The organism is Bradyrhizobium sp. ORS 375 (assembly GCF_000239775.1).
Classification (GTDB): domain Bacteria; phylum Pseudomonadota; class Alphaproteobacteria; order Rhizobiales; family Xanthobacteraceae; genus Bradyrhizobium.
The window spans coordinates 1-20,147 of the sequence record NZ_CAFI01000186.1; the positions used below are offsets into that span (position 1 = coordinate 1).

The window sequence follows — 20,147 nt, forward strand, 5'->3', positions numbered from 1 at the left end:
CCATCCTTGCGCGACGACATCCGGCGGAACTCCTCTCGGATCGGCCACTTGGCCTTCTCGGCCGCCACCTGCACGCATTCGATCAACGCGGTGTTCTTGGCCTCTCGCCGATGCGCCTTCATGTCGCCGTCGCGATACGCATTCAGGATGCGGAACTCCATCGGGTCCATGCCGATGAGATGCGCAAGCTTGTCCATCTGGCATTCGAGCGCGAAATCCATGCCGGTGATGCCGAAGCCGCGCATCGCCGTCGCCGGCGTGCGGTTGGTGAAGACGCAGTAGATGTCGCCAGAGACGTTCGGGATCGTATAGGGCCCAGGGAGATGCGCGGCGCATTTCACCACCGCATAGCTCGACAGCCGCGTGTACGCCCCGGAGTCGAAATAGCCGCGGATCTGGCGGGCGACGATGCGGCCGTCGCGCATCACGCCGTCCTTGATGTAGATGCGCTCGGCACCGCGCGGCGGCCCGAACTGCATCTCTTCCTCACGTCCGAACACGTAGCGCACCGGCCGGCCCGTCAGCATCGCCGCGAGGATCGCGAGCGGCTCGGTCAAGGTGTCGACCTTGCCGCCGAAGCCGCCGCCCACGGTGCCGCCGATGAAGTGGAAGGTGTTCGACGGCAAATCGAGGATCTTGGCGCAGGTGTCGAGCGAGAAGAACAGCGCCTGGGTCGAGGTGTAGACGACATAGCGGCCGTTGGTGTCGGGCGCGGCAATCGAGCCGTTGGTCTCCACGGGCGCGTGCTCGATCGGCGACATCTGGTAGCGCTGCTCCAGCACGTGATCGGCGCCGGCGAAGCCGCGCTCGACGTCGCCGAAGCGCAGCTTCTGATGGTCGTAGCGCTCGTGATAGGTAAAGGTGTTCTTCGGATAGGTCTCGTTGACGGTGGGCGCGCCCGGCTTCAGCGCCTCCTCGACGTCGAACACGGCCGGCAAGGTCTCGTAGTCCACCCGCACCTTGGCCGCCGCCTCGGCCGCGGCGCGCGGGGTCTCGGCGACGACCGCGACAATCGGCTCGCCGCGATAGCGCACCTTGTCGACAGCCAGCGTCGGCTCGTCGTCCTTGCCGAAATTGATCAGGCTGAGCAGTGTGTTCAGATTGCGCGGCACATCGGCGCCGCGGATGACCCGCCGGACGCCTTCGCTGCGCTCGGCCTCGCTGGTGTCGATGCGGCGCAGCCGGGCATGCGGCTGTGTCGACCTGACGACCCGCAGATGCAGCATGCCCTGCAGCTTGTGATCGTTGAAATAGGTCGAGGTGCCCGTGACGTGGCCCAGCATGTCCTGGCGCTGGGTGCCCTTGCCGACCTCGTTGAGATTGTCGTCGCGCTCGTCGGCGAAGATGTCCTTGCGCAATTCCAGCATGACGATGTTCCCTTACGCGCTCGCGCGCGGCGACCCGGCCGCCGCCAGCACCGCATTGATGATCGGCTCGTAGCCGGTGCAGCGGCAGATATTGCCGGAGATCGCTTCGACCACCTGCTCGCGGCTCGGCTGCGGATTGCGGTCGAGCAGCGCCTTGGCCGCCATCAGCATGCCCGGCGTGCAATAGCCGCATTGCGCGGCGAAGCCTTCCGCGAACGCGCGTTGCAGCGGATGCAGGCTCGGGCCGGTCTTGATGCCATCGAGCGTTTCAACCGCGCGACCTTCGACGGTGTCAGCGAGCGTCAGGCAGGAGAGATGCGCTTCGCCATCGATCAGCACCGTGCAGGCGCCGCAGCCGCCCTGCCCGCAGCCGAATTTCGGCGTGACGTCGCCGAGCAATTCGCGCAGCACGACGAGGAGATTGGTGCCGCCGTCGACGAACAGCGCGACGTCGCGGCCGTTGTGGCGGAACTGCAGCGGGGTCTTCGCCATGGCCTAGCTCTCCTGTCCCGACAACAACCGTCGCAGATGCACGCCGGCCACTTCGCGGCGATACCACGCGCTCGCCAGCGAATTGTCCGCGGGCGCCGTTCCCTCTCCCGCCGCCGCCGCCGCGGCGCTGATCGCGCTGGCATCGAGCGGCCGGCCTTCGAGCGCACGCTCGGCCGCCTTGGCGCGGATCGCGGTCGGGGCCATCGAGCCCAGCGCGATGCGCGCGCCGGTGACGCGGCCGCCGCTCTGCGGAAGATGCGCTGCGAGCGTGATCACCGATCCGCCCTTAGGCTTGATGCGGGCGATCTTGCGATACCGGAACGCATCCGCCGACGCAGGACGTGCGCAAGACACCGCGACAACCAAGGCACCAGCCTGACGGTCGCGCGATTGCAGGAATTCCTCGAGCGGCAAGTCGCGCAGGCCGAAACCGCCCTGCAGCGAGACCATGCCGTCGAGCGCCAGCAGCGCCACGGTGAAATCGCCGAACGGCGCCGGCGCAAACAGGTTGCCGCCGACCGTGCCCATGTTGCGCACCGCCGGCCCGCCGATCGAACGCGCCGCCGGATGCAGAAAAGCGAGGTCACGCTCGGCCAGCACGCGCGCGAATGTCACACCAGCGCCGATCCGAACGCGGGCGCCGGCGGCATCAATGCTGTTCAGGGCCCGATCGGTCGCGCGGACCACGGTCGCAATCGAGACGTCGCCTTCGTTGAGATCGCGCATCACCAGCGTGCCACCGCCGAGATAGCGCGCAGTGCGGTCCGAGGACAGCGCGGAGGCCGCCTCGCTCAGCGCCTGGAATGTTTTCACCGTCACCGGCATCGCGTCACCTCGTCATTCATGCGGCCTGCTTCAGATGCGATCGGATCGCCTCGAAGCCGGCCTGATAGATGTCCTCCGCGACCATGCGCGTCAGCGCCTCGGCCTGTTCCGGCCGTGTCGTGAAGCGGCTTTCCCAGTGCCAGAACGTGCGGTCGCCGTCGGTGACCGGCAGCAGCCGGACATGGGCGACATAGTTGAACAGCTGCACTGGCGTATCGAGCAGGCAGTAGCTGAAGCTCTGTTCGAGATCGGACAGCGCCAGCAGCTGCTCGCGCAGCTCGGAGCCGTCCTTGAGGCGGAAGCGCCTGACGCAGCCGATCTTGTCGGACGATTGCGAACGCTCGATCGCCGAGGTCGCGACCGCCGGATGCCAGCGATCATGGCCGTTGAAGTCGCGCAGCACCTCCCACACCCGGTCGGTCGGGGCATCGATGATGGTGCTCTTGACGACGTGCGGCACGGCGCTAGCCCCCGAACGCACGCTTGAGCGCATCGAAGCCGCCCTGGAACACCCCGCCCCCGATCGAGCCGACGAGATCAGCCTCGCGCTCCGGCGCGCAGTCGAACTCGGCGGTCCATTCCAGAAATGTCTTGTCGCCATCGGTGACCGGTGTCAGCCGGAGAGTCGCCACGTAGTTCGACACGCCCATCGGCGATTCCAGGATCGAGTAGGTGCAGAACATGTCGTAGTCGGACAGGCCGAGCAGCTTCTCGCGGATGCGATCGCCGTTGCGCAGCCGGAAGTCCCTGACGCAGCCGATCTTGTCGGCGGGCTCGCCGCCTTCGATCCGGCTTTCGGCGATCGCCGGATGCCAGTTCGGCAGACCGTTGAAGTCGCGGACGCGCGCCCACACCCGGTCGTTCCGGGCGTTGACGACAGTGGACACGTAAACCCTTGCCATGACGCATCAGCCCTTCTTGCGCGGGCTGCGATCAGCCGGCGGCTCGGACGGGCCGGCATCACTGCCTCCACCTCCGCCGGTGTCCTTGCGCGCGGCCGCCGTATCCTTGCGAATGCCCTGCATGTCCCTCGCTTCGCGGATCAGGCCGGGCATCCTGGCAAGGCTGCCGCCCTCGACGCCGATGTCGGACAGGATGGAATCGATCAGCGGCGCCTGCACGCGATAGCGCAGCGCGGAGTCGATCACCTCGTCGGTCGCGCTGCGGCCGCCATTGCCGTTGCCGCCGTTTCCGTTGAGGCCGTCGACCTGGAGAATGCGGATGCCCTCGATCTTCTCCATCGGCTTGACGCTCTCGCGCACGATGCCCTCGATGCGGTCAAGCAGCTTGCGGCGGAACAACGAGTAGCGCGCCTGGTCGGTCAGGACGTTCTCGGCCTCGTTGAGCAGCCGCTGCGCCTCGGCCTCGACGGCTGCGCGAACGCGCTCAGCCTCTGCGGCGATCCGGGTCTCCTCCGCCTGCTTCTCCGCTAGCAGCACCTCGACGGTCTTGCGGCGGCGGGCGATCTCGCTCTCGCGTGCGGTTATGACCTTTTCCGCGGCCTCGGTGGCCCGCGTGCGTGCTTCCTCCGCCGTCACCTTCGCTGCGGACTCCTCCAGCGACTTCTGATACAGCGCGATCGCCTTCTCCATCAGCGCGGTCTCGACGTCCTTCTCGCGGTTGACCTCGAGCTTGCGCAGCTCGCGCTCACGGCCGATGCGGGCCTCGTCGAGGCCGCGATCGGAGGCAATGCGCGCGCGCTCGACCTCCTCGCGGGCCGCGATCTCGGCCTCCTGCAGCGACTGCACCCGCGCGACCTCGAGCTGCTCGATGGCCCGGCGGCGCTCCAGCCTGACGGCTTCCAGCGCCTGCTCGCGCGTCACATCGGCGGTCTCGACCTGCTTGCGCGCGACAATCTCGGCTTCCTTGACCTGACGGTCGGCATCGATGCGCTCGGCGCGCTTGGCGGCGAGCTCGATCACACGGGTTTCGTCCGCGAGCTCGATCGCCTTCTTCTGGTCGATGTTGAGCACCTCGCGCGTCCGCGACGAGGCGATGCGCTCGGCCTCCAGCGCCAGCTCGACCTCGATGCGCCGCCGCTCGACCGCCTCGCGCCGCTTGAGATCGGCGGCCTCGACAGCCTCCGTCCGCGCGATCTCCAGGCTGCGGGTTTCCTTCTCCGACAGGATGCGCTTGGCAGCGACCGTCTGCTCCTGCGCAATCCGCGCGGCTTCGATCGCCTCCCGCGAGGCGATGTCGGCCTCCTCGATGGTCCTGACCCGCGCGATCTCCAAGGCGCGCACCCGCTCCTCCTGCGCGATGCGGCTGGCTTCCGTCGCCTCGCGCGCGGCGATGCCGGCGATCTCGATGCCCTGGTTGCGCTCGATCTCCAGCTTGCGCGTGGCGTGCTCGGCGGCGATACGCTCCGCCGACAGCGCCTGCTCGCGCGCGATCCTGGCCGCCTCGACCGCCTTCTGCGCCTCGATCTCCGCCTCCTGGATCGCGCGCACCTGCGCGATCTCGGTGGCGCGGGTGCGCTCGTCGGAGCTGATGCGCTCCAGGTTGACGATCGTGGTCTGCGCGATGCGCGCCTTCTCGGTCGCCTCGCGTGCGGCGATCTCCGCCTGCTCGATCGCACGGGTGCGCTCGATCTCGCGCCGCCGCGTCTCCTCGTCATTGGCAATGCGGGCGTCGGAGACGACGCGGTCCTGTTGAATGCGCGCCTTCTCCACTGCCTCACGCGCGGCGATCTCCGCCTCCTCGACGGTCCGGGTCCGCTCGATCTCGCGCTGACGCACCTCGCGCTCGGACTCGATGCGGGCGGCATCGATGGCCCGCTGATTGGCGATGCGAGCCTTCTCGATGTCCTCGCGCGCCAAGAGCTCGCGTTCCTCGACCGCACGGGTACGCTCGATCTCGCGCTGCCTTGTGTCGCGCTCAGCCGCGATCCGCGCCTCCGCAATCGTCAGCTCGTTGGCGATGCGCGCCTTCTCGATCGCCTCGCGCGCCGAGATCTGCGCCTGCTCGGCCTCGGTCTCGCGCAGCGCCCGCTCGCGCGCCACCTCGGTCCGCTGCAGCGCGCGGCGCATCTCGATGTCGCGCTCCTGCTCCAGCCGCGCCGTCTCGCTCTCGCGCTCGATCTCCAGCGCCTCGCGCTCGGCTTCGAGATTGCGCGTGCGGATCTTGATCATCGAGTCCTGCTCGATGTCGTTGCGCAGCTTGCGCTTGCTCTCGATGTCTTCCATCAGCCGGGTCAGGCCCTCGGCGTCGAACCGGTTCGAGGGATTGAAGAACTCCAGATCGGTCTGGTCGAGATCGGTGATCGCGACCGACTCCAATTCGAGGCCGTTCTGCGCCAGCGCCTCGGCGGCCGCGGCCTTGACGCGCGCGACATAGTCGCCGCGCTGCTCGTGCATCTGCTCCATCGTCATCTCGGCGGCGACCGAGCGGACAGCGGAGACGAACTTGCCGGACAGCAGCGCGTGCAACTGCTCGGGCTCAAGCGTACGACGGCCGAGCGTGGCTGCGGCGATCGATACCGCTTCGCGGGTCGGCTGCACGCGGACATAGAAATCCGCCTCGATGTCGACGCGCATCCGGTCGCGGGTGATGACGGCATCCTGCCTGGAACGCGTGATGCCCATCGGCAGCACGTTCATGTTGACAGGTGTGTAGTCGTGGATGAACGGCAGCACGAAGGCGCCGCCATTGATCACGACGCGCTCCCCCATGAAGCCGGTGCGGACGAAGGACACCTCCTTCGAGGAGCGGTGGTACAGCCAGTTGACGATGTAGACGGCGACCACGATGACGATGATCGCAACGATCAGCCACAGGATCAGCTCACCAATCAATGCCCCGGACATCCCATTCCTCCTTCAGTCTCCTGTCCGACGCGCGCGGCGCCAGGCGCCATTGCTGCCGGATCTCGTGTTGTCGTCTCAGACGCGGCGCGGCCGCGAGCTGATCGCCTTGAAATGTCGCACCTGCTCGGTCAGCGCCCGTTCCACCGGCAGCCGTTCCATCGAGGAGGCGCCGTAGAAGCCGTGGCAGTTCTTGGTGTGCTTCATGATGAAGTCGGCATCGGCCGGCTCGGCAATCGGCCCGCCATGCGCCAGCACCAGGATCTCGGGATTGACGCTGAGCGCAGCCGACGCCCAGCTGTCGATCAGGCCGGGACAGTCCTCCAGCTTCGGCGCGGTCTGCGCGCCGATCGAGCCGCCGGTGGTGAGGCCGAGATGGCAGACGATGATGTCGGCGCCGGCGATCGCCATGCCCGTGGCCTGCGCCTCATTGAAGACGTAGGGCGTCGTCAGCAGGTCCTTGTCATGGGCGCGGCCGATCATGTCGATCTCCAGCGCGTAGGAGATGCCGGTCTCCTCGAGGTTGGCGCGGAAGGTGCCGTCGATCAGGCCGACGGTCGGAAAATTCTGGACGCCGGAGAAGCCGAGCGCCTTGAGCTGGTCAAGAAACACGTCCATGTCGCGGAACGGATCGGTGCCGTTGACGCCGGCCAGCACCGGCGTGCTCCTCACGACCGGCAACACCTCGGCGGCCATCTCCATGACGATCGCGTTGGCGTCGCCATAGGCCATCAGTCCGGCAAGCGAGCCGCGGCCGGCCATGCGGTAGCGTCCGGAGTTGTAGATCACGATCAGGTCGATGCCGCCGGCCTCCTCGCATTTCGCCGAGAGACCGGTGCCGGCGCCGCCGCCGATGATCGGAACGCCCCGGCGCACCATGTCGCGAAACTTTTTCAGCAACGGCACGCGCTCATGTCTTGCCATCACGTCACCTCGCCTGTCTGCGCCGCGCCGGCAACCGCCCGAGCATCGGCCTGATCGCACCGACGATGGCTGCTGCGAACTCATTGTCGTTGATGTGATGCGGGAGTCGGATCAGGCGCCGGTTCGAGGTTTGCCGCACGGTTTGCTCGAGACTGCGGAACAGCGCCTCATCCGCCTCGCGGTCGAAGAACGGCTGTCCCTGCGCATCGAGCGCGGAGACGCCCTTCTCCGGCAGGAAGAACCGAACAGGTCCATCCATGCGATTGAGCCGCTCACCGATCCAGCGCCCCATCTGCGCATTCTCCGCGGGCGTCGTCCGCATCAACGTGACCTGCGGATTGTGGACGTGGAATTTGCGGCCGCGATAGCGCTCCGGGATGGTGTCGGGCGCGCCGAAATTCACCATGTCCAATGCACCGACCGAGCCGACATAGGGCACGCGGCCACGGATGATGGCGCCGAAGCGATCCTCGGTGGCCGGGAAGACGCCGCCCATCAGGAGGTCGCACACCTCTGTGGTGGTGAGATCGACGACGCCGGCGAGCATGCCGGAGTCGACCAGCTTCTCCATCGACCGGCCACCGACGCCGGTGGCGTGAAACACGAGGCACTCGAAATCGTCGCGCAGCTCAGTCGTGATCTTCTGCACCGCCGGGGTCGTGACGCCGAACATCGTGATGCCGATCGCGGCGCGCTGCAATTTGGTGCGATCGACCGATGCCGGTTGGTGTTGCCGCGCCGTCACCATTCCAGCCAGCGCATGCGCGCCATTGCTCAGCACCATCCGCGAGATCGAATTGAGACCCTGAACGTCGGTCACCGAGTACATCATCGCGATGTCGGCCGGCCCGACATAGGCGCCGACATCGCCCGATGCGATCGAGGAGATGATCAGCTTCGGCACGCCCACGGCCAGCTCACGCATGCCGGGCGCAACCAGCGACGTTCCCCCCGAGCCTCCGGCCGAGATGATGCCGGCGACGTTGTCCTGCCGCCGCAGCCAGCGCGCGAACGCCTCGGCCATTGCCGTGACCGATGCGCCGCGATCGGGGCCGAATACGACGGAGCCGCCGCGCGGATGATTGAGCGCGATCTCCTGGGCCGACACGTCGCAGCTCGCCTGCTTGCCGCTGGTCGAGACATCGACAAGCCGCGTGCGCAGCCCGTGACCGGCAACGATGTCGCGGATAAAGCGCAGCTCGTCACCCTTGGTGTCGAGCGTGCCGACCACGATCACTGCCGGCGGCCCGGATGTGATCGGCCCTTTCAGCTCCCGGCTCGACCGCACCGCCTCGTCGAGCCTGGTGACGCTGGTCGAGATCGTCCGCGCCTTGGCTTCGATCTGGGCGATCGACACCGGCTGCGACCAGCGCGTCGGCAGCACGGGATTGGAGACGTAGACCTTGACCGGTGCAGCCTTGGGCGCCACTGGCGTCGCGGCACGGGCGACCGGCTCCTCTCTCACCTGCTCGGTGCCGAGATCGGTCTCGTCGCCGGCATGCTGGCCGACGCCGAGCAGACGCTGCTGCAGCTCGCGATCGGCGGCAAGCCGCGCGGAGTCGATGATGCGGTTGATGCGGCCGTTGACCATGATGGCCACGCGCGGCGAGATCGCCGTGGCCACGCCGATGTTCTGCTCGATCACGAGCACGGCGATGTCGCCGTCCTGGCCCAGCCGGATCAGCATCTCCTCGACTTGGGCGACGATGACGGGCGCAAGGCCCTCGGTCGGCTCGTCCATGATCAGGAGCTGCGGATTGGTCAGGAGCGCACGCGAGATCGCGAGCATCTGCTGCTCGCCGCCCGACAATTGGCCGCCGCCATTGTTGCGACGCTCGGCGAGCCGCGGAAATGTCTCGTAGACCCGATCGACGGTCCAGGCGCCCCTGCGCATTCCGGCCGCCAGCCGCAGATGCTCATCGACGCTCAGCGAGCGCCACAGACGCCGGCCCTGCGGCACATAGCCGACGCCGAGCCTTGCGATACGCGCCGGGTTGAGGCCGGTGATGTCCTCACCACGCAGCCGCACCGTGCCACCGGATGGCCGCAGCAGGCCCATGATGGCCTTGCACAGCGTGGTCTTGCCCATGCCGTTGCGGCCCACCAGCGAGAACACGCCGCCGTCGAGCCGGAGATCGACGCCTTGCAGCGCATGGGAATGGCCGTAGTAGACGTCGAGGCCGCGAACCTCGAGCGCAGGCACGGAGCGGCGGACCTCATTCATGGCCGCCTCCGAGATAAAGCTCCTGCACCTCGGGGTCGGATTCGATCTCGTGCGGCGCACCCTCCTTGAAGATGCGGCCGTTGTGCATCATCGTCACGCTCTCGACGACACGCAGCGCGACGTCCATGTCGTGCTCGATGATGATGTAGCCGATATGCGGCGGCAGCGCGGTCAGGATCTCGACCAGCTCGCGGCGCTCGGTCGGCGACAGGCCCGCGGCCGGCTCGTCGAACAGGATGAAGCGCGGCGCGCCGGCGAGCGCGAGCGCGATCTCGAGCTGGCGCTGCTGGCCATGAGCGAGCTCGGACACGAGTTGATCGCGCACCGACGTCAGATGCACCGCTTCGATCAGCCGCTCCGCCGCCTGCATCAGCGCGTCATTGACACTTGGACGCAGCATCGAGAAGCGCGCCCGCGAAACCCCGCGGCACGCCAGATAGACGTTGTCGCGAACGGTGAGGCCGAGGAACAGCGCCGAGATCTGGTACGTCCGCCGCAGCCCGCGCCTGATCCGCTCATAGGGCGGAAACGCGGTGACGTCCTCGCCGAAGAATCGGATCGTGCCCGAGGTCGGCAGGAAATCGCCGGTCACGCAGTTGAACAATGTCGTCTTGCCGGCGCCGTTCGAGCCAAGCACGGCGCGGCGCTCGCCCGGTCGCACCGTGATCGTAATGTCGGTCAGCGCGGCCAGCGCGCCGAACATCCGGGTGACGCCGCGCAGCTCGAGCGCGGCGGTCGAGCCCAATGCCGAGAGACGGTCCGCCACCCTATCCATGCCCGTGGCCTCCCGAACGCGGCGGCGCGTCCTTCTGCTGACCACGCCGGCGCCAGCGCTCATAGAGGCCGATGACGCCATCCGATGACCAGAACACGATGGCGAGAAAGCCGAGCCCGATCAGCAGGCGAAATCTGTTGCCGTCGAGCCCGACCTTGACCAGGAAGTCCAGCGCGAAAGTCCGCAGGATCACGAAGATGAAGGCTCCGATGTAGGGGCCCACCGGACGGGTGATGCCACCGACGACGGCGACGATGAGGATGTCGATGCAGCGCTCGACTGCCACCGAGCCGGGCGAGATCTGCCGGTAGTTCCAGACCTGGAGCACGCCGCCAAGGCCGGCGATGAGAGCCGCGAAGGCGTAGGCCGCAATGCGATGCGCATTGACGTTGAAGCCGAGCGCCGCCATGCGCCTGGGATTGTCGCGAACGCCCTGCAGCGCCAGGCCGAACGGCGCGCGCGACAGATAGAGCACGGCAAAATAACACAGCGCCGCGACCACCAGGATCAGATAGTAGAACGCAATATCCGTGCGCCAGTTGATGCCGAGGAAGTGTGGCGTCGCGATCGTGTTGATACCGGTGTGGCCGTTGAAGATCGCCCAGTTCTGGTTGGTGAAATAGTAGAACGCTGCGCCGATCGCGAGCGTGATCATGATGGTGTAGATGCCCTCGGTGCGCACCGCGAGGGCCCCCCCGAGCGTGCCGAACAGCACCGCCAGCACCAGCGCCATCGGCGTCGCCAGCCACCACGGCCAGCCCAGGCTGATATTGGCGTTGCCGCTGACCCCGAACACCGCGACCATGTAGCCGGCAAAGCCGGCGATGGTGAGCTGCATCAGGCTGACCATGCCGCCATAGCCGGCGAGGAACATCAGGCTCAGCGCGATGGTGCCGAGGATCAGGGTCGTCCCAAAAATCTCGATCAGGAAGAAGCCGTTGGCGATGAGAGGCATGATCAGCAGCAGCGCCGCCAAGGCCCAGCCCCAGGGCTGCTCGGTCACCGACCATGTGGCCGGCGGTGCCGTCGCGCCCCGCGCCAGCATGCTCTCTCTCGTGCGTGCCTCCTGGATCAGCGACATCTCACCGCCTCGCCAGCAGGCCCTGGGGCCGCAGCGCCAGCACCAGAACCATGATCAGGAACGTCACGACGATCGCGTAGGTCGGGATGTAGACCGACCCGAGCTGCTCGGCCAGACCGATGATGATAGCGCCGAGCGCGGCTCCCGGAATCGACCCCATGCCGCCGACGATGACAACGACCAGCGACGCAAGCAGGAAGCGCGTATCCTCGCCGGGCGAGATCGACTGGAACGTCCCGCCGACCACGCCGGCGATCCCGGCCAGTCCCGCGCCGAACGCGAACACCAGGACGAAGACGAGCTGGATCTGCACGCCGGTGGCCGCCAGGATCTCACGGTCGTCGACGCCCGCACGGACGATCATGCCAACCCGGGTGCGGTTCAAAGCGAGCCACATCAAAATCCCGATCACGACCGAGCCACAGAAGATCACCAGGCGCACCAGCGGATATTGCAGGAACACCGCCTCGCCGGACGACTTCATCGCGGTCATCAGCGGCAGCTGGACCGGCCCGATCAGCCACGCCGGAGTCTGGATCTGATAGAAGTCGCCGCCGAACGCCCACAGCATCAGATCGGCGAACACGATCGATAATCCGATCGTCACCATCGTCTGCCGCAGATCCTGCCCCTCCATGCGGCGGAACACCAAGAGCTGCAGCAGCACGCCGATGATGGCAACGACGATGAAAGCGGCAATGAAGGCGAGAATCCAGGAGCCGGTCGCAGCCGAAATCCCGTAGCCGACATAGCCGCCGAACAGATAGAGCGAGCCGTGCGCGAGGTTGACGTTGCGCATCAGGCCGAAGATCAGGGTGAAGCCACTGGCAACGAGGAAGTAGAGTCCGCCGAGCGTGATACCGTTGAAGACGGCGCTCAGAAACACCTTCTTGCGGCCGATCGCTTCCTCCAGGCCCGGCGGCCAGACAGCAAAGATCAACCAGGCAAGGAACGCCATGATCAGAAGAATGATCAGAGACCAGATCGGATGGCGCTCGACGAAGCCGGTCATCAGTCCTCCCTCACCACCGGGCGGACAGCTTCATCATCACAGCGGCCGGGCGCACCGGGCCGGAGATCGCCGGGTCTGCCGGCCATCGCTCGTCCTCCCTCGTCGGATCCTGTGCCGGATCACGTTGCCAGGAGTGTAGCTGCAGACGAGGACGCGGGTTTGATCGACAGTCTCTTTTCGCGCGATGCGCAGCAACAGGTCAGGCGCGCAGCACCTTCGCAGCGCGGCGATAATCGGTCGGGGCCATGCCGACATTGCCGGCAAAGAAGCGGGTGAAACCGCTTTGCGACGAGAAGCCGAGATCGAAGCTGATGTCGGCGATCGGCGTCTCTGTCGCGACCAGCGCATCCAGCGCCCGCTCCATCAGCAGCGTGTTCAGATAGAGGTTCGGCGTCACGCCGGTCTGGCTGCGAAACAAGCGATAGAAATGCGGCCGCGACAGTCCCGATTCCCTCGCGATATGGTCGAGCTCGATCTCGGCGCAGGGACTGTCCGACATCAGCTTGATGCATTTGCGAACGCGGAAATCCGTGACCTCGATGCTGGACCGCTCGGGCATCAGCTCGGACACTCGCCAGCTCTCCTCATAGCAGCTGTCGATCAGGTGGCGCAGCTCGCCATCGAGGCAGCCGAGCGATGGCGCGCCACAGACCAACGCTGCGGTGCGGCGAATGCAACGGTCGAGCGCCGGCGTCCGGCGGAAGCAGGTCCGCCCGAACCGCAGGCCCTCACGCGCAGCCGGCGGCGCGAACCATTCCGAATTGACGTAGAGCACGAAGAAGATCGCGCCATTGTCGATGTCGTTCGGCACGAAATTATGGGGTTCCCATGGATTGACCACGACGATGGAGTCCTCGCCAATGACGTGGCGCTGGTCGCAGACGTCGATATGCGCCGGAGTTCCGCCAACGTGAAAGATCAGGTGCCCTTCGCGATGGGCATGCACATTGAACGGCCGATTGAGCTGATAGACCGTCGCCCGACCGAAGCGGGCATGAAAGACGGCAAGCGCCCTACTCATCACTTCCCCACCGATATGACTTCTTGATTATGCATGAGCGTCGATCATCGCCCCGCCAAAAGCAAGAGACGCGACGACGCGGCCGGAGCAAGCTTCCGGCCGCGTGAGTTGCGGACCAAAATTGGTCAGTACTTCTTACATTCAGGCACCGTCCGGCTCGGCAGGCCGATCTTGGCGAAGGTGGCCGCATCGTAGCCCAGCGTCTGGTTGACGTCGGGGATCACCTTCACGACCTTGCTGAACAGCGCGCCCTTGCCGTCATCGACGACCTCGGTGACGAAGTTGGTACCGATCGCCTGGCGATTGGAGTCGAGCTTGATCTTGCCGTTGGGCGCATCGATCTCGATCTTGGCCAGCGCCGCCTTCAGCTTCGACTGGTTGTCCGACAGATCGCCATTGACCTCGCGCAGCGCCAGGATCAGCGCCATGGTCGAGCCATAATAGTTCGTGGCGAGCAGCGACGGGCTGGGGAAGCGCTTCTCCGGCGGGAACGAGTCCTGATAAGCCTTGACGAACTTCTGCCAGCGCGGATCCTCCCAGGTATCGGCCTGGCCGGACGCCGCAATCGTTCCGATCAGGGCGTTCTTGGCATTGCCCTTCGACGACAGGATGGTCTGGTCGATCATGATCGAGCCGCCCATCAGATGGGCCTTGCCGCCGGCCTGCTGATACTGGTTGAGGAAATTGACGGCGTCGGCGCCACCGAGGCCGAGATAGATCGCATCGACGTCGTCCGGCAGCGCCGCGATCACCGAGGCAAAATCCTTGGTGCCGAGCGGAACCCATTGCCGGCTGGAGATCTTGCCGCCGAGGCCGCAAAACTCCAATGCCAGTCCGAACACCTGGGTATAGATGAAGGAGTAGTCCTCGCCGACGGTCGCGATCTTGCGATAGCCCTTGGTCTCATAGGCGTATTTGCCGAGGCCGACCTGCCACTGCGCGCCATCCATGTTGAAGCGGAAGAAGTTCGGCGCCGGGTCGACATAGGTCGTCTCCTGCGCGCCGGAGGCGGCGTTGACGAATGTCAGCTCTGGATGCGTCTTGGCGAAATTCTTGACCGCGATGCCCTCGTCGCCGGACAACGGCGACAGCAGGATCTGCACCTTGTCCTGCTCGATCAGCTTGCGCACCGCGCGCACCGCCGAGTCGGGCGTGGCATCGGTCGAGGCCACCACGAACTCCAGCTCCTTGTCGCCGATCTTCTTGCCGAGCACGTTCAGCGCGGTGACATGGCCGCGCATGCCGTCCTCGCCAAGGACCGTATAGGTCCCCTCGAGCGTCGCGGTGACGCCGACCTTGATCTTCTCCTGAGCGTACGCCGTACTGGACAGCAACAGCGCCGTGACCACGGCGAACCCTACGCGTCGCATGTGCATCGAACTCCCTCCCTTGTTGCCCATTGCTGGAGCACACGAATGTGCCGGCCAGTCGTTGCTGACCGTGTTGGCAGCAGGCCTCACCAAGTTCTGGCAAGCAGCGGTGAGCCCCCATCACTTGCAGAGGCTAGCTGACGGCGCGCGGGCTCGGATGGGATGCCGAGCGTCGACCTTGACGAGCAGTCTCATTTTCCTTGATGCGACGCAAAAATTGCGGCGCGTCGGTGATAGCGCTGACATTCACGCTGCGCGTGATACGGGCGCGGTTCAGCGCTGCATATACATTATATTATAGGATCTTTTGTGCACTGCGCTTCGATTCCGCGGTCACGTCAAAGCCCCGGCGGCAGTAATTGACAGCGCTGTCATCGGCCGGTATCGCTGCGATCGTCGAGATGACGAGCGATGCTCGAAGAACCTCCGCGAACAAGCGAGGCGTCTCGCACATGCGTCGATCATTGGCGCAGCAACAATGGGGAGGTCACCAATGTCTTCCAAGTCGATAAAGGCGCGATGCCTTGCTACCTGCGCATCGCTGGTGCTGGTTTCGGCGTTTGCCAGCAAGGCGCTTGCAGAACCGGAGATGGTCAAGGGTCCGGCGGCCGAGCCCGAATGCATGGTGCCGTGGACCGGCGACACCAAGTTCTTCAAATATCCCGCCAAGAAGGGTCCCTACCGCATCGCGCTCGCCAATGGCTACATTGCCAACACCTGGCGCATCCAGATGATCCAGACCGCGAAGGCCTATGCGGCGCAGCCCGAGGTCAAGGCCAAGCTGAAGGAGTTCAAGGTGGTCTCGACCGGCGAGGACGTGCCGGCGCAGATCTCGGCGATCAACAACTTCATCGACTCCGGCTATGACGCCATCGTCGTCAATGCGCAGAACCCGACGGCGTTCGGCCCGGTGATCAAGCGCGCCAAGCAGGCCGGCGTCATCCTCGTCGCGTTCGACAACATTCTCGCGACGGAAGATGCGATCAACGTCAACGTCGACCAGAAGGGCCTCGGCGAGCTCTGGGCGCGCTGGCTGGTCAAGAACGTGCCGGGTGGCGGCAAGGTGCTGGAGGTGCGCGGCGTCGCCGGCACCTCGGTCGACACCGACCGGCACAACGGCTTCCACTCCGTGCTGAACGGCTCGGGCAAGAAATGGCAGGTCACCGAGGTCGTCGGCAAATGGGACGACGGCGTTGCCCAGAAGGCCACGGCCGATGCGATCGCGACCAACGGTCCGTTCGATGCGATCTCCGGCCAGGGCGGCGACACCGGCATCGTGCAGGCGATGCTCGACGCCAAGCACAAGATGGTGCCGTTCGGCGGCGAGACCGAGAACGGCTTCCGCAAGTTCTGCGCCGCCAAGGCGTCGGAAGGCCTGAAGTGTTCCTCGGCCGGCACCGGCCCTGCGCAGGTCGCCGTCGCGATCAAGGTCGCGCTCGCCGCACTGGAGGGCAAGGTGGTGCCGCAGTCGGTCAAGCTGCCGCTCGCCGTGGTCGAGGATCCCAACTTCAAGAAGGACGAGGACTACTTCCCGTCGCAGTCCGACAATTTCTTCGTCGGCAACTCCTTCCCGACCTGCGGCATCAACTTCACGGCGCAGGAGATCATGGGCCAGTCCAAGGAAAACCAGTAGGCTACCCTGCTCGACTCCCGCTGCGCCATCGGACGGATGGCGCGGCGGATCGGCTACGACTGTCGCTGAGGCGCCGAGGAAGCAAGCATCATGATCGCGGCCGAGCCGCTGTTTCGCGCAGCAGGATTGTCGAAGCGCTATGGCGGCGTGATCGCGCTCGACCGGGCGGACCTCGAAGTTCACCCCGGCCGCATCCATGCCATCCTCGGCGAGAACGGGGCCGGCAAGTCGACGCTGATCAAACTGATGGTCGGCGTGGTCGCGCCGGATGAGGGCCGCATGACGCTGGAGGGACGCGAGGTCGCCTTCGCGGGCCCCGCGGCTGCGAACGATGCCGGGATCGTCTGCATCTTCCAGGAGCTGTCGCTGATTCCCGATCTGTCGGTCGCCGACAACATCCTGATCAGTCATCCGCCGACGCGGCTCGGCATGATCGATCGGCGCACCCAGCGCCGAATCGCGGAGGAGGCGCTGCGCCGCGCCGGCGCCGGCGACATCCATCCGCGGGCGCTGGTGCGGGACCTGCCGCTGTCACGCCGGCAGATGGTCGAGATCGCCAAGGCGCTGGCGCGGCAGCCGAAGATCCTGATCCTCGACGAGGCGACATCGGCGCTGACGGCCGCCGACGTCACCAAGGTGTTCGAGGTGCTGAAGCGCCTGCGCAGCGAAGGCCTCGCGCTGCTCTACATTTCCCATCGCATGCATGAGATCGCGGAGCTCGCCGACGACTGCAGCGTGTTCCGCAACGGCCGGAGGATCTCGACCTTCGCCGCAGGCACCAAGACGGACGCCGAGGTGATCGAGTTGATGATCGGCCGCGAATACAAGCACGCATTTCCAGACAAGCCGGTGCGCAAGCCCGACGGCCGGCCGCCGGCCTTGCAGTGCAAGGCCCTCGGCTGGGGCGACCGGCTCAGGGACATCTCCTTCTCGCTGCATGCCGGCGAGATCATCGGTCTCGGCGGCCTCGACGGCCAGGGCCAGCGCGAGCTGCTGCTGGCACTGTTCGGCGTGCTGCGCGACACCAGCGGCGACATTCTCATCGATGGCGACAAGGTCGCGATCGACAGCCCCGTCACCGCCAAATCCGACCGCATCGGGCTTGCGCTGATTCCGGAGGACCGCAAGACCGAGGGGCTGATGCTGCCGATGTCGGTACGCGACAATCTCTCCGCGGCCGCCTTCGACCGCTTTTCTCGACTCGGACTCATCGACCGGCAGCGGCAGTCGGCGCTGATCGACGAGATGATCCGGCTGATCGAGATCAAGACCGCCTCCCCCGACCTGCCCGTCAGCGCGCTGTCCGGCGGCAACCAGCAGAAGGTCGTGATCGCGAAATGGCTGATGAACAGGCCGCGCATCATCCTGCTCAACGACCCGACGCGCGGCATCGACGTCGGCACCAAGCAGGAGATCTACCGGCTGCTGCGCCGGCTCGCCGACGAGGGCGCCGCGATCCTGCTCTACTCCACCGACTATGACGAGCTGATCGGCTGCTGCGACCGCGTGCTGGTGATGTATGATGGCGCGGTGAGGCGCGAGCTTACGGGCGCCGAGATCACCGAGCGCGCGCTGGTCAGCAGCGCCCTCAACGTCGACGACGGCGAACCGGCGAAGGCGAGCGCACCATGACCGAGTGGCGGTACTGGCTTGCCGAGCAGCGCGGCACCCTGCTCGCGATCGGCATCTTCGTCGCGATGTTCCTGATCTATGCGACCAACCATCCGGCCGGCTTCAGCGCCAACATGGTGCAGACCGCGTCCAACAAGGCGACCCTGCTCGCCTTTGTCGCGATGGCGCAGGCGATCGTGGTGATCACCGCCGGCATCGACCTTTCGGTCGGCATGATCCTGACACTGACCAACTGCCTCGCCTCCTGGATCGTCGTCGGCACCGCCACCGAGACCGCGCTCGGCGTCATCGGCGTGCTCGGCACCGGAGTGCTGTGCGGCATGATCAACGGCGCGATCGTGATCTTCGGCCGCCTGCAGCCGATCGTGACGACCATCGCCACCGGCGCGATGTATTACGGCGTCGCGCTGATGCTCAGGCCCAATCCCGGCGGCTCCGTCAACGAGACGCTGGCCGATGCGCTGACGGGACGCCTGTTCGGCGTCGTGCCGACCAGCCTGGTGGCGCTGGCTGCCGCGGCCCTGCTGATCTGGGTGCCCTACAGCCGCTCGGTGATCGGGCGCGCCGCCTTCGCCACCGGATCGTCCGAGGTCGCAGCCTATATGTCGGGCGCGCCGATCCGCGCCGCCAAGTTCGCGGCCTACACGCTCGCCGGCCTGCTGTCGGCGATCGGCGGCCTGTTCCTCACCTTCTTCTCCTACACCGGCGAGGCCGCCTATGCGAGCGGCAATGCCTACACGCTGTTCTCGATTGCGGCTGTCGTGCTCGGCGGCGTATCGCTGATGGGCGGGCGCGGCAGCGCGATCGGCGCGATCTTCGGCGCGCTGGCGTTCCGCACCATCGGCGATCTCCTGTTCGTGTTCGACTTCGATCCGCTGTGGCAGCCGCTGTTCCAGGGGATCGTGTTGATGTTGGCGGTTTCGATCGGCGCATTCGGCCTGGTGCGCGTGCGCAACCGCCTGGAGTGGTTCGGATGAGCGAGGCAACAGCCCCCCAGTCGCCCCCTGGCAGAGCAGCTCTGCTGCGCCGGATCGATCCGGCGGTCGCGGCGTCGTTCGGCTGCATCGTGCTGCTGCTGCTGGTCGGCAGCCTGTATTCGCGCAGCTTCCTGTCGCCGGACTATCTGCTGCAGCAGCTGAAGGTCGCAAGCTTTCTCGGCGTGATCGCCACCGGCATGATGCTGGTCATCCTGCTCGGCCAGATCGATCTCTCCGTGCCCTGGGTGGTCACATCGGGCGCAATGATGGCCTGCGCCGCCGCCGCGCACGGCACCACCGGCGCCATCCTCGCGATCCCCTTCGGCATTCTCTGTGGCGCCGCCATCGGCCTGCTGAACGGCATCGGCGTCGCCTATTTGCGCATTCCTTCGATGATCATCACGCTGGCCACCAACGCCGTCGCGCAGGGGCTGATGGTCGCCTACACCGGCGGCTTCTCACCGCAGGACTCCGCCTCCAAGGCGATGCGCTATCTCGCCACCGGCCATGCCGTGCCCGGCCTTCCCAATGCCGTGCTGGCCTGGGCGATCATCGGCGGCGCGGCGATCTGGCTGCTGTCGCGCACCACCTTCGGCCGCGCCATCTACGCCATCGGCAATCGCGAGCGCGCCGCCTATCTCTCCGGCATCGACACGCGGCGCGTCACGATGCTGGCCTTCGCGCTGTCGGGCGCCCTCTCCGCCTTCGGCGGCGTGCTGCTCGCGGGCTATGCCTCGAAGGCGGCGCAGTCGATGGGCGATGCCTATCTGCTGCCCTCGATCGCCGCCGTCGTGCTCGGCGGCACCCACATTCTCGGCGGCCGCGGCAGCTATCTCGGCACGGTCGCCGGGGTCATCCTGATCACGCTGCTGCAATCGATCCTGTCGGTGATGCAGATCAGCGAGGCCGGCCGCCAGCTGATCTATGGCGCGGTCATCATCCTGATGCTGCTGATCTACGGCCGCCAGAAGGCGTGACCGGAAGACGACGCTCCGCGGAGCTTCCGCTGAA

The 20,147-nt window shown here is 66.3% G+C and carries 17 protein-coding genes; 4 read left to right on the forward strand and 13 right to left on the reverse strand.

Annotation, left to right across the window (positions count from 1 at the left end; translation table 11 throughout):
• From BRAO375_RS15840 to BRAO375_RS15900, 13 genes are all read right to left on the reverse strand, one after another.
• The coding region (locus BRAO375_RS15840; RefSeq protein ID WP_035640572.1) for a xanthine dehydrogenase family protein molybdopterin-binding subunit at window positions 1-1,367 on the reverse strand (1,367 nt) is incomplete at its 3' end.
• A gap of 12 nt (window positions 1,368-1,379) precedes the next feature.
• Window positions 1,380-1,859, reverse strand: a complete 480-nt coding sequence (locus BRAO375_RS15845; protein ID WP_009028474.1) for a (2Fe-2S)-binding protein — start codon at window positions 1,857-1,859, stop codon at window positions 1,380-1,382.
• Between the two features lie 3 nt (window positions 1,860-1,862).
• Window positions 1,863-2,684 (reverse strand): FAD binding domain-containing protein, encoded by an 822-nt coding sequence (locus BRAO375_RS15850; protein ID WP_009028475.1) that lies wholly within the window; start codon window positions 2,682-2,684, stop codon window positions 1,863-1,865.
• Window positions 2,685-2,700: 16 nt separating this feature from the next.
• Window positions 2,701-3,144, reverse strand: a complete 444-nt coding sequence (locus BRAO375_RS15855; RefSeq protein WP_009028476.1) for an SRPBCC family protein — start codon at window positions 3,142-3,144, stop codon at window positions 2,701-2,703.
• Window positions 3,145-3,148: 4 nt separating this feature from the next.
• Window positions 3,149-3,586, reverse strand: a complete 438-nt coding sequence (locus BRAO375_RS15860; RefSeq protein ID WP_006609919.1) for an SRPBCC family protein — start codon at window positions 3,584-3,586, stop codon at window positions 3,149-3,151.
• Window positions 3,587-3,592: 6 nt separating this feature from the next.
• Window positions 3,593-6,490, reverse strand: a complete 2,898-nt coding sequence (locus BRAO375_RS15865; RefSeq protein WP_009028477.1) for a flotillin family protein — start codon at window positions 6,488-6,490, stop codon at window positions 3,593-3,595.
• A 75-nt stretch (window positions 6,491-6,565) separates the two neighbouring features.
• Window positions 6,566-7,411: a phosphoenolpyruvate hydrolase family protein gene (locus BRAO375_RS15870; RefSeq protein ID WP_009028478.1), complete on the reverse strand. Its 846-nt coding sequence runs from the start codon at window positions 7,409-7,411 to the stop codon at window positions 6,566-6,568.
• A 4-nt stretch (window positions 7,412-7,415) separates the two neighbouring features.
• The gene (locus BRAO375_RS15875; protein WP_009028479.1) at window positions 7,416-9,635 is read right to left on the reverse strand and encodes an ABC transporter permease; all 2,220 of its coding nucleotides are present in this window, start codon (window positions 9,633-9,635) and stop codon (window positions 7,416-7,418) included.
• Window positions 9,628-10,410: an ABC transporter ATP-binding protein gene (locus tag BRAO375_RS15880; RefSeq protein WP_009028480.1), complete on the reverse strand. Its 783-nt coding sequence runs from the start codon at window positions 10,408-10,410 to the stop codon at window positions 9,628-9,630. Before BRAO375_RS15880 ends, BRAO375_RS15875 begins: the two co-directional genes overlap by 8 nt.
• Window positions 10,403-11,491, reverse strand: coding sequence for a branched-chain amino acid ABC transporter permease (locus BRAO375_RS15885; RefSeq protein WP_035640576.1), 1,089 nt, complete (start codon window positions 11,489-11,491; stop codon window positions 10,403-10,405). The genes BRAO375_RS15880 and BRAO375_RS15885 overlap by 8 nt, the downstream gene beginning before the upstream one ends.
• A gap of 1 nt (window position 11,492) precedes the next feature.
• Entirely contained in the window at window positions 11,493-12,503 is a 1,011-nt protein-coding gene (locus BRAO375_RS15890) for a branched-chain amino acid ABC transporter permease (RefSeq protein WP_009028482.1), read from the reverse strand.
• A 199-nt stretch (window positions 12,504-12,702) separates the two neighbouring features.
• Window positions 12,703-13,524 carry an AraC family transcriptional regulator gene (locus tag BRAO375_RS15895; RefSeq protein ID WP_009028483.1) on the reverse strand — a complete coding sequence of 274 codons (822 nt, stop codon included), beginning with the start codon at window positions 13,522-13,524 and terminating at the stop codon, window positions 12,703-12,705.
• Between the two features lie 125 nt (window positions 13,525-13,649).
• On the reverse strand, window positions 13,650-14,900 hold the full coding sequence (locus BRAO375_RS15900; RefSeq protein WP_009028484.1) for an ABC transporter substrate-binding protein: 1,251 nt from the start codon (window positions 14,898-14,900) through the stop codon (window positions 13,650-13,652).
• Between the two features lie 487 nt (window positions 14,901-15,387).
• Here BRAO375_RS15900 and BRAO375_RS15905 point away from each other — a divergent pair, with 487 nt between their 5' ends.
• The 4 genes from BRAO375_RS15905 (at window position 15,388) to BRAO375_RS15920 (ending at window position 20,113) form a co-directional block, all read left to right on the forward strand.
• Window positions 15,388-16,527, forward strand: a complete 1,140-nt coding sequence (locus tag BRAO375_RS15905; RefSeq protein ID WP_009028485.1) for a sugar ABC transporter substrate-binding protein — start codon at window positions 15,388-15,390, stop codon at window positions 16,525-16,527.
• A 90-nt stretch (window positions 16,528-16,617) separates the two neighbouring features.
• Window positions 16,618-18,159 (forward strand): sugar ABC transporter ATP-binding protein, encoded by a 1,542-nt coding sequence (locus tag BRAO375_RS15910; RefSeq protein ID WP_009028486.1) that lies wholly within the window; start codon window positions 16,618-16,620, stop codon window positions 18,157-18,159.
• Window positions 18,156-19,136 (forward strand): ABC transporter permease, encoded by a 981-nt coding sequence (locus tag BRAO375_RS15915; protein ID WP_009028487.1) that lies wholly within the window; start codon window positions 18,156-18,158, stop codon window positions 19,134-19,136. Before BRAO375_RS15910 ends, BRAO375_RS15915 begins: the two co-directional genes overlap by 4 nt.
• Window positions 19,133-20,113 carry an ABC transporter permease gene (locus BRAO375_RS15920; protein ID WP_009028488.1) on the forward strand — a complete coding sequence of 327 codons (981 nt, stop codon included), beginning with the start codon at window positions 19,133-19,135 and terminating at the stop codon, window positions 20,111-20,113. The genes BRAO375_RS15915 and BRAO375_RS15920 overlap by 4 nt, the downstream gene beginning before the upstream one ends.
• Window positions 20,114-20,147: the final 34 nt, after the last annotated feature.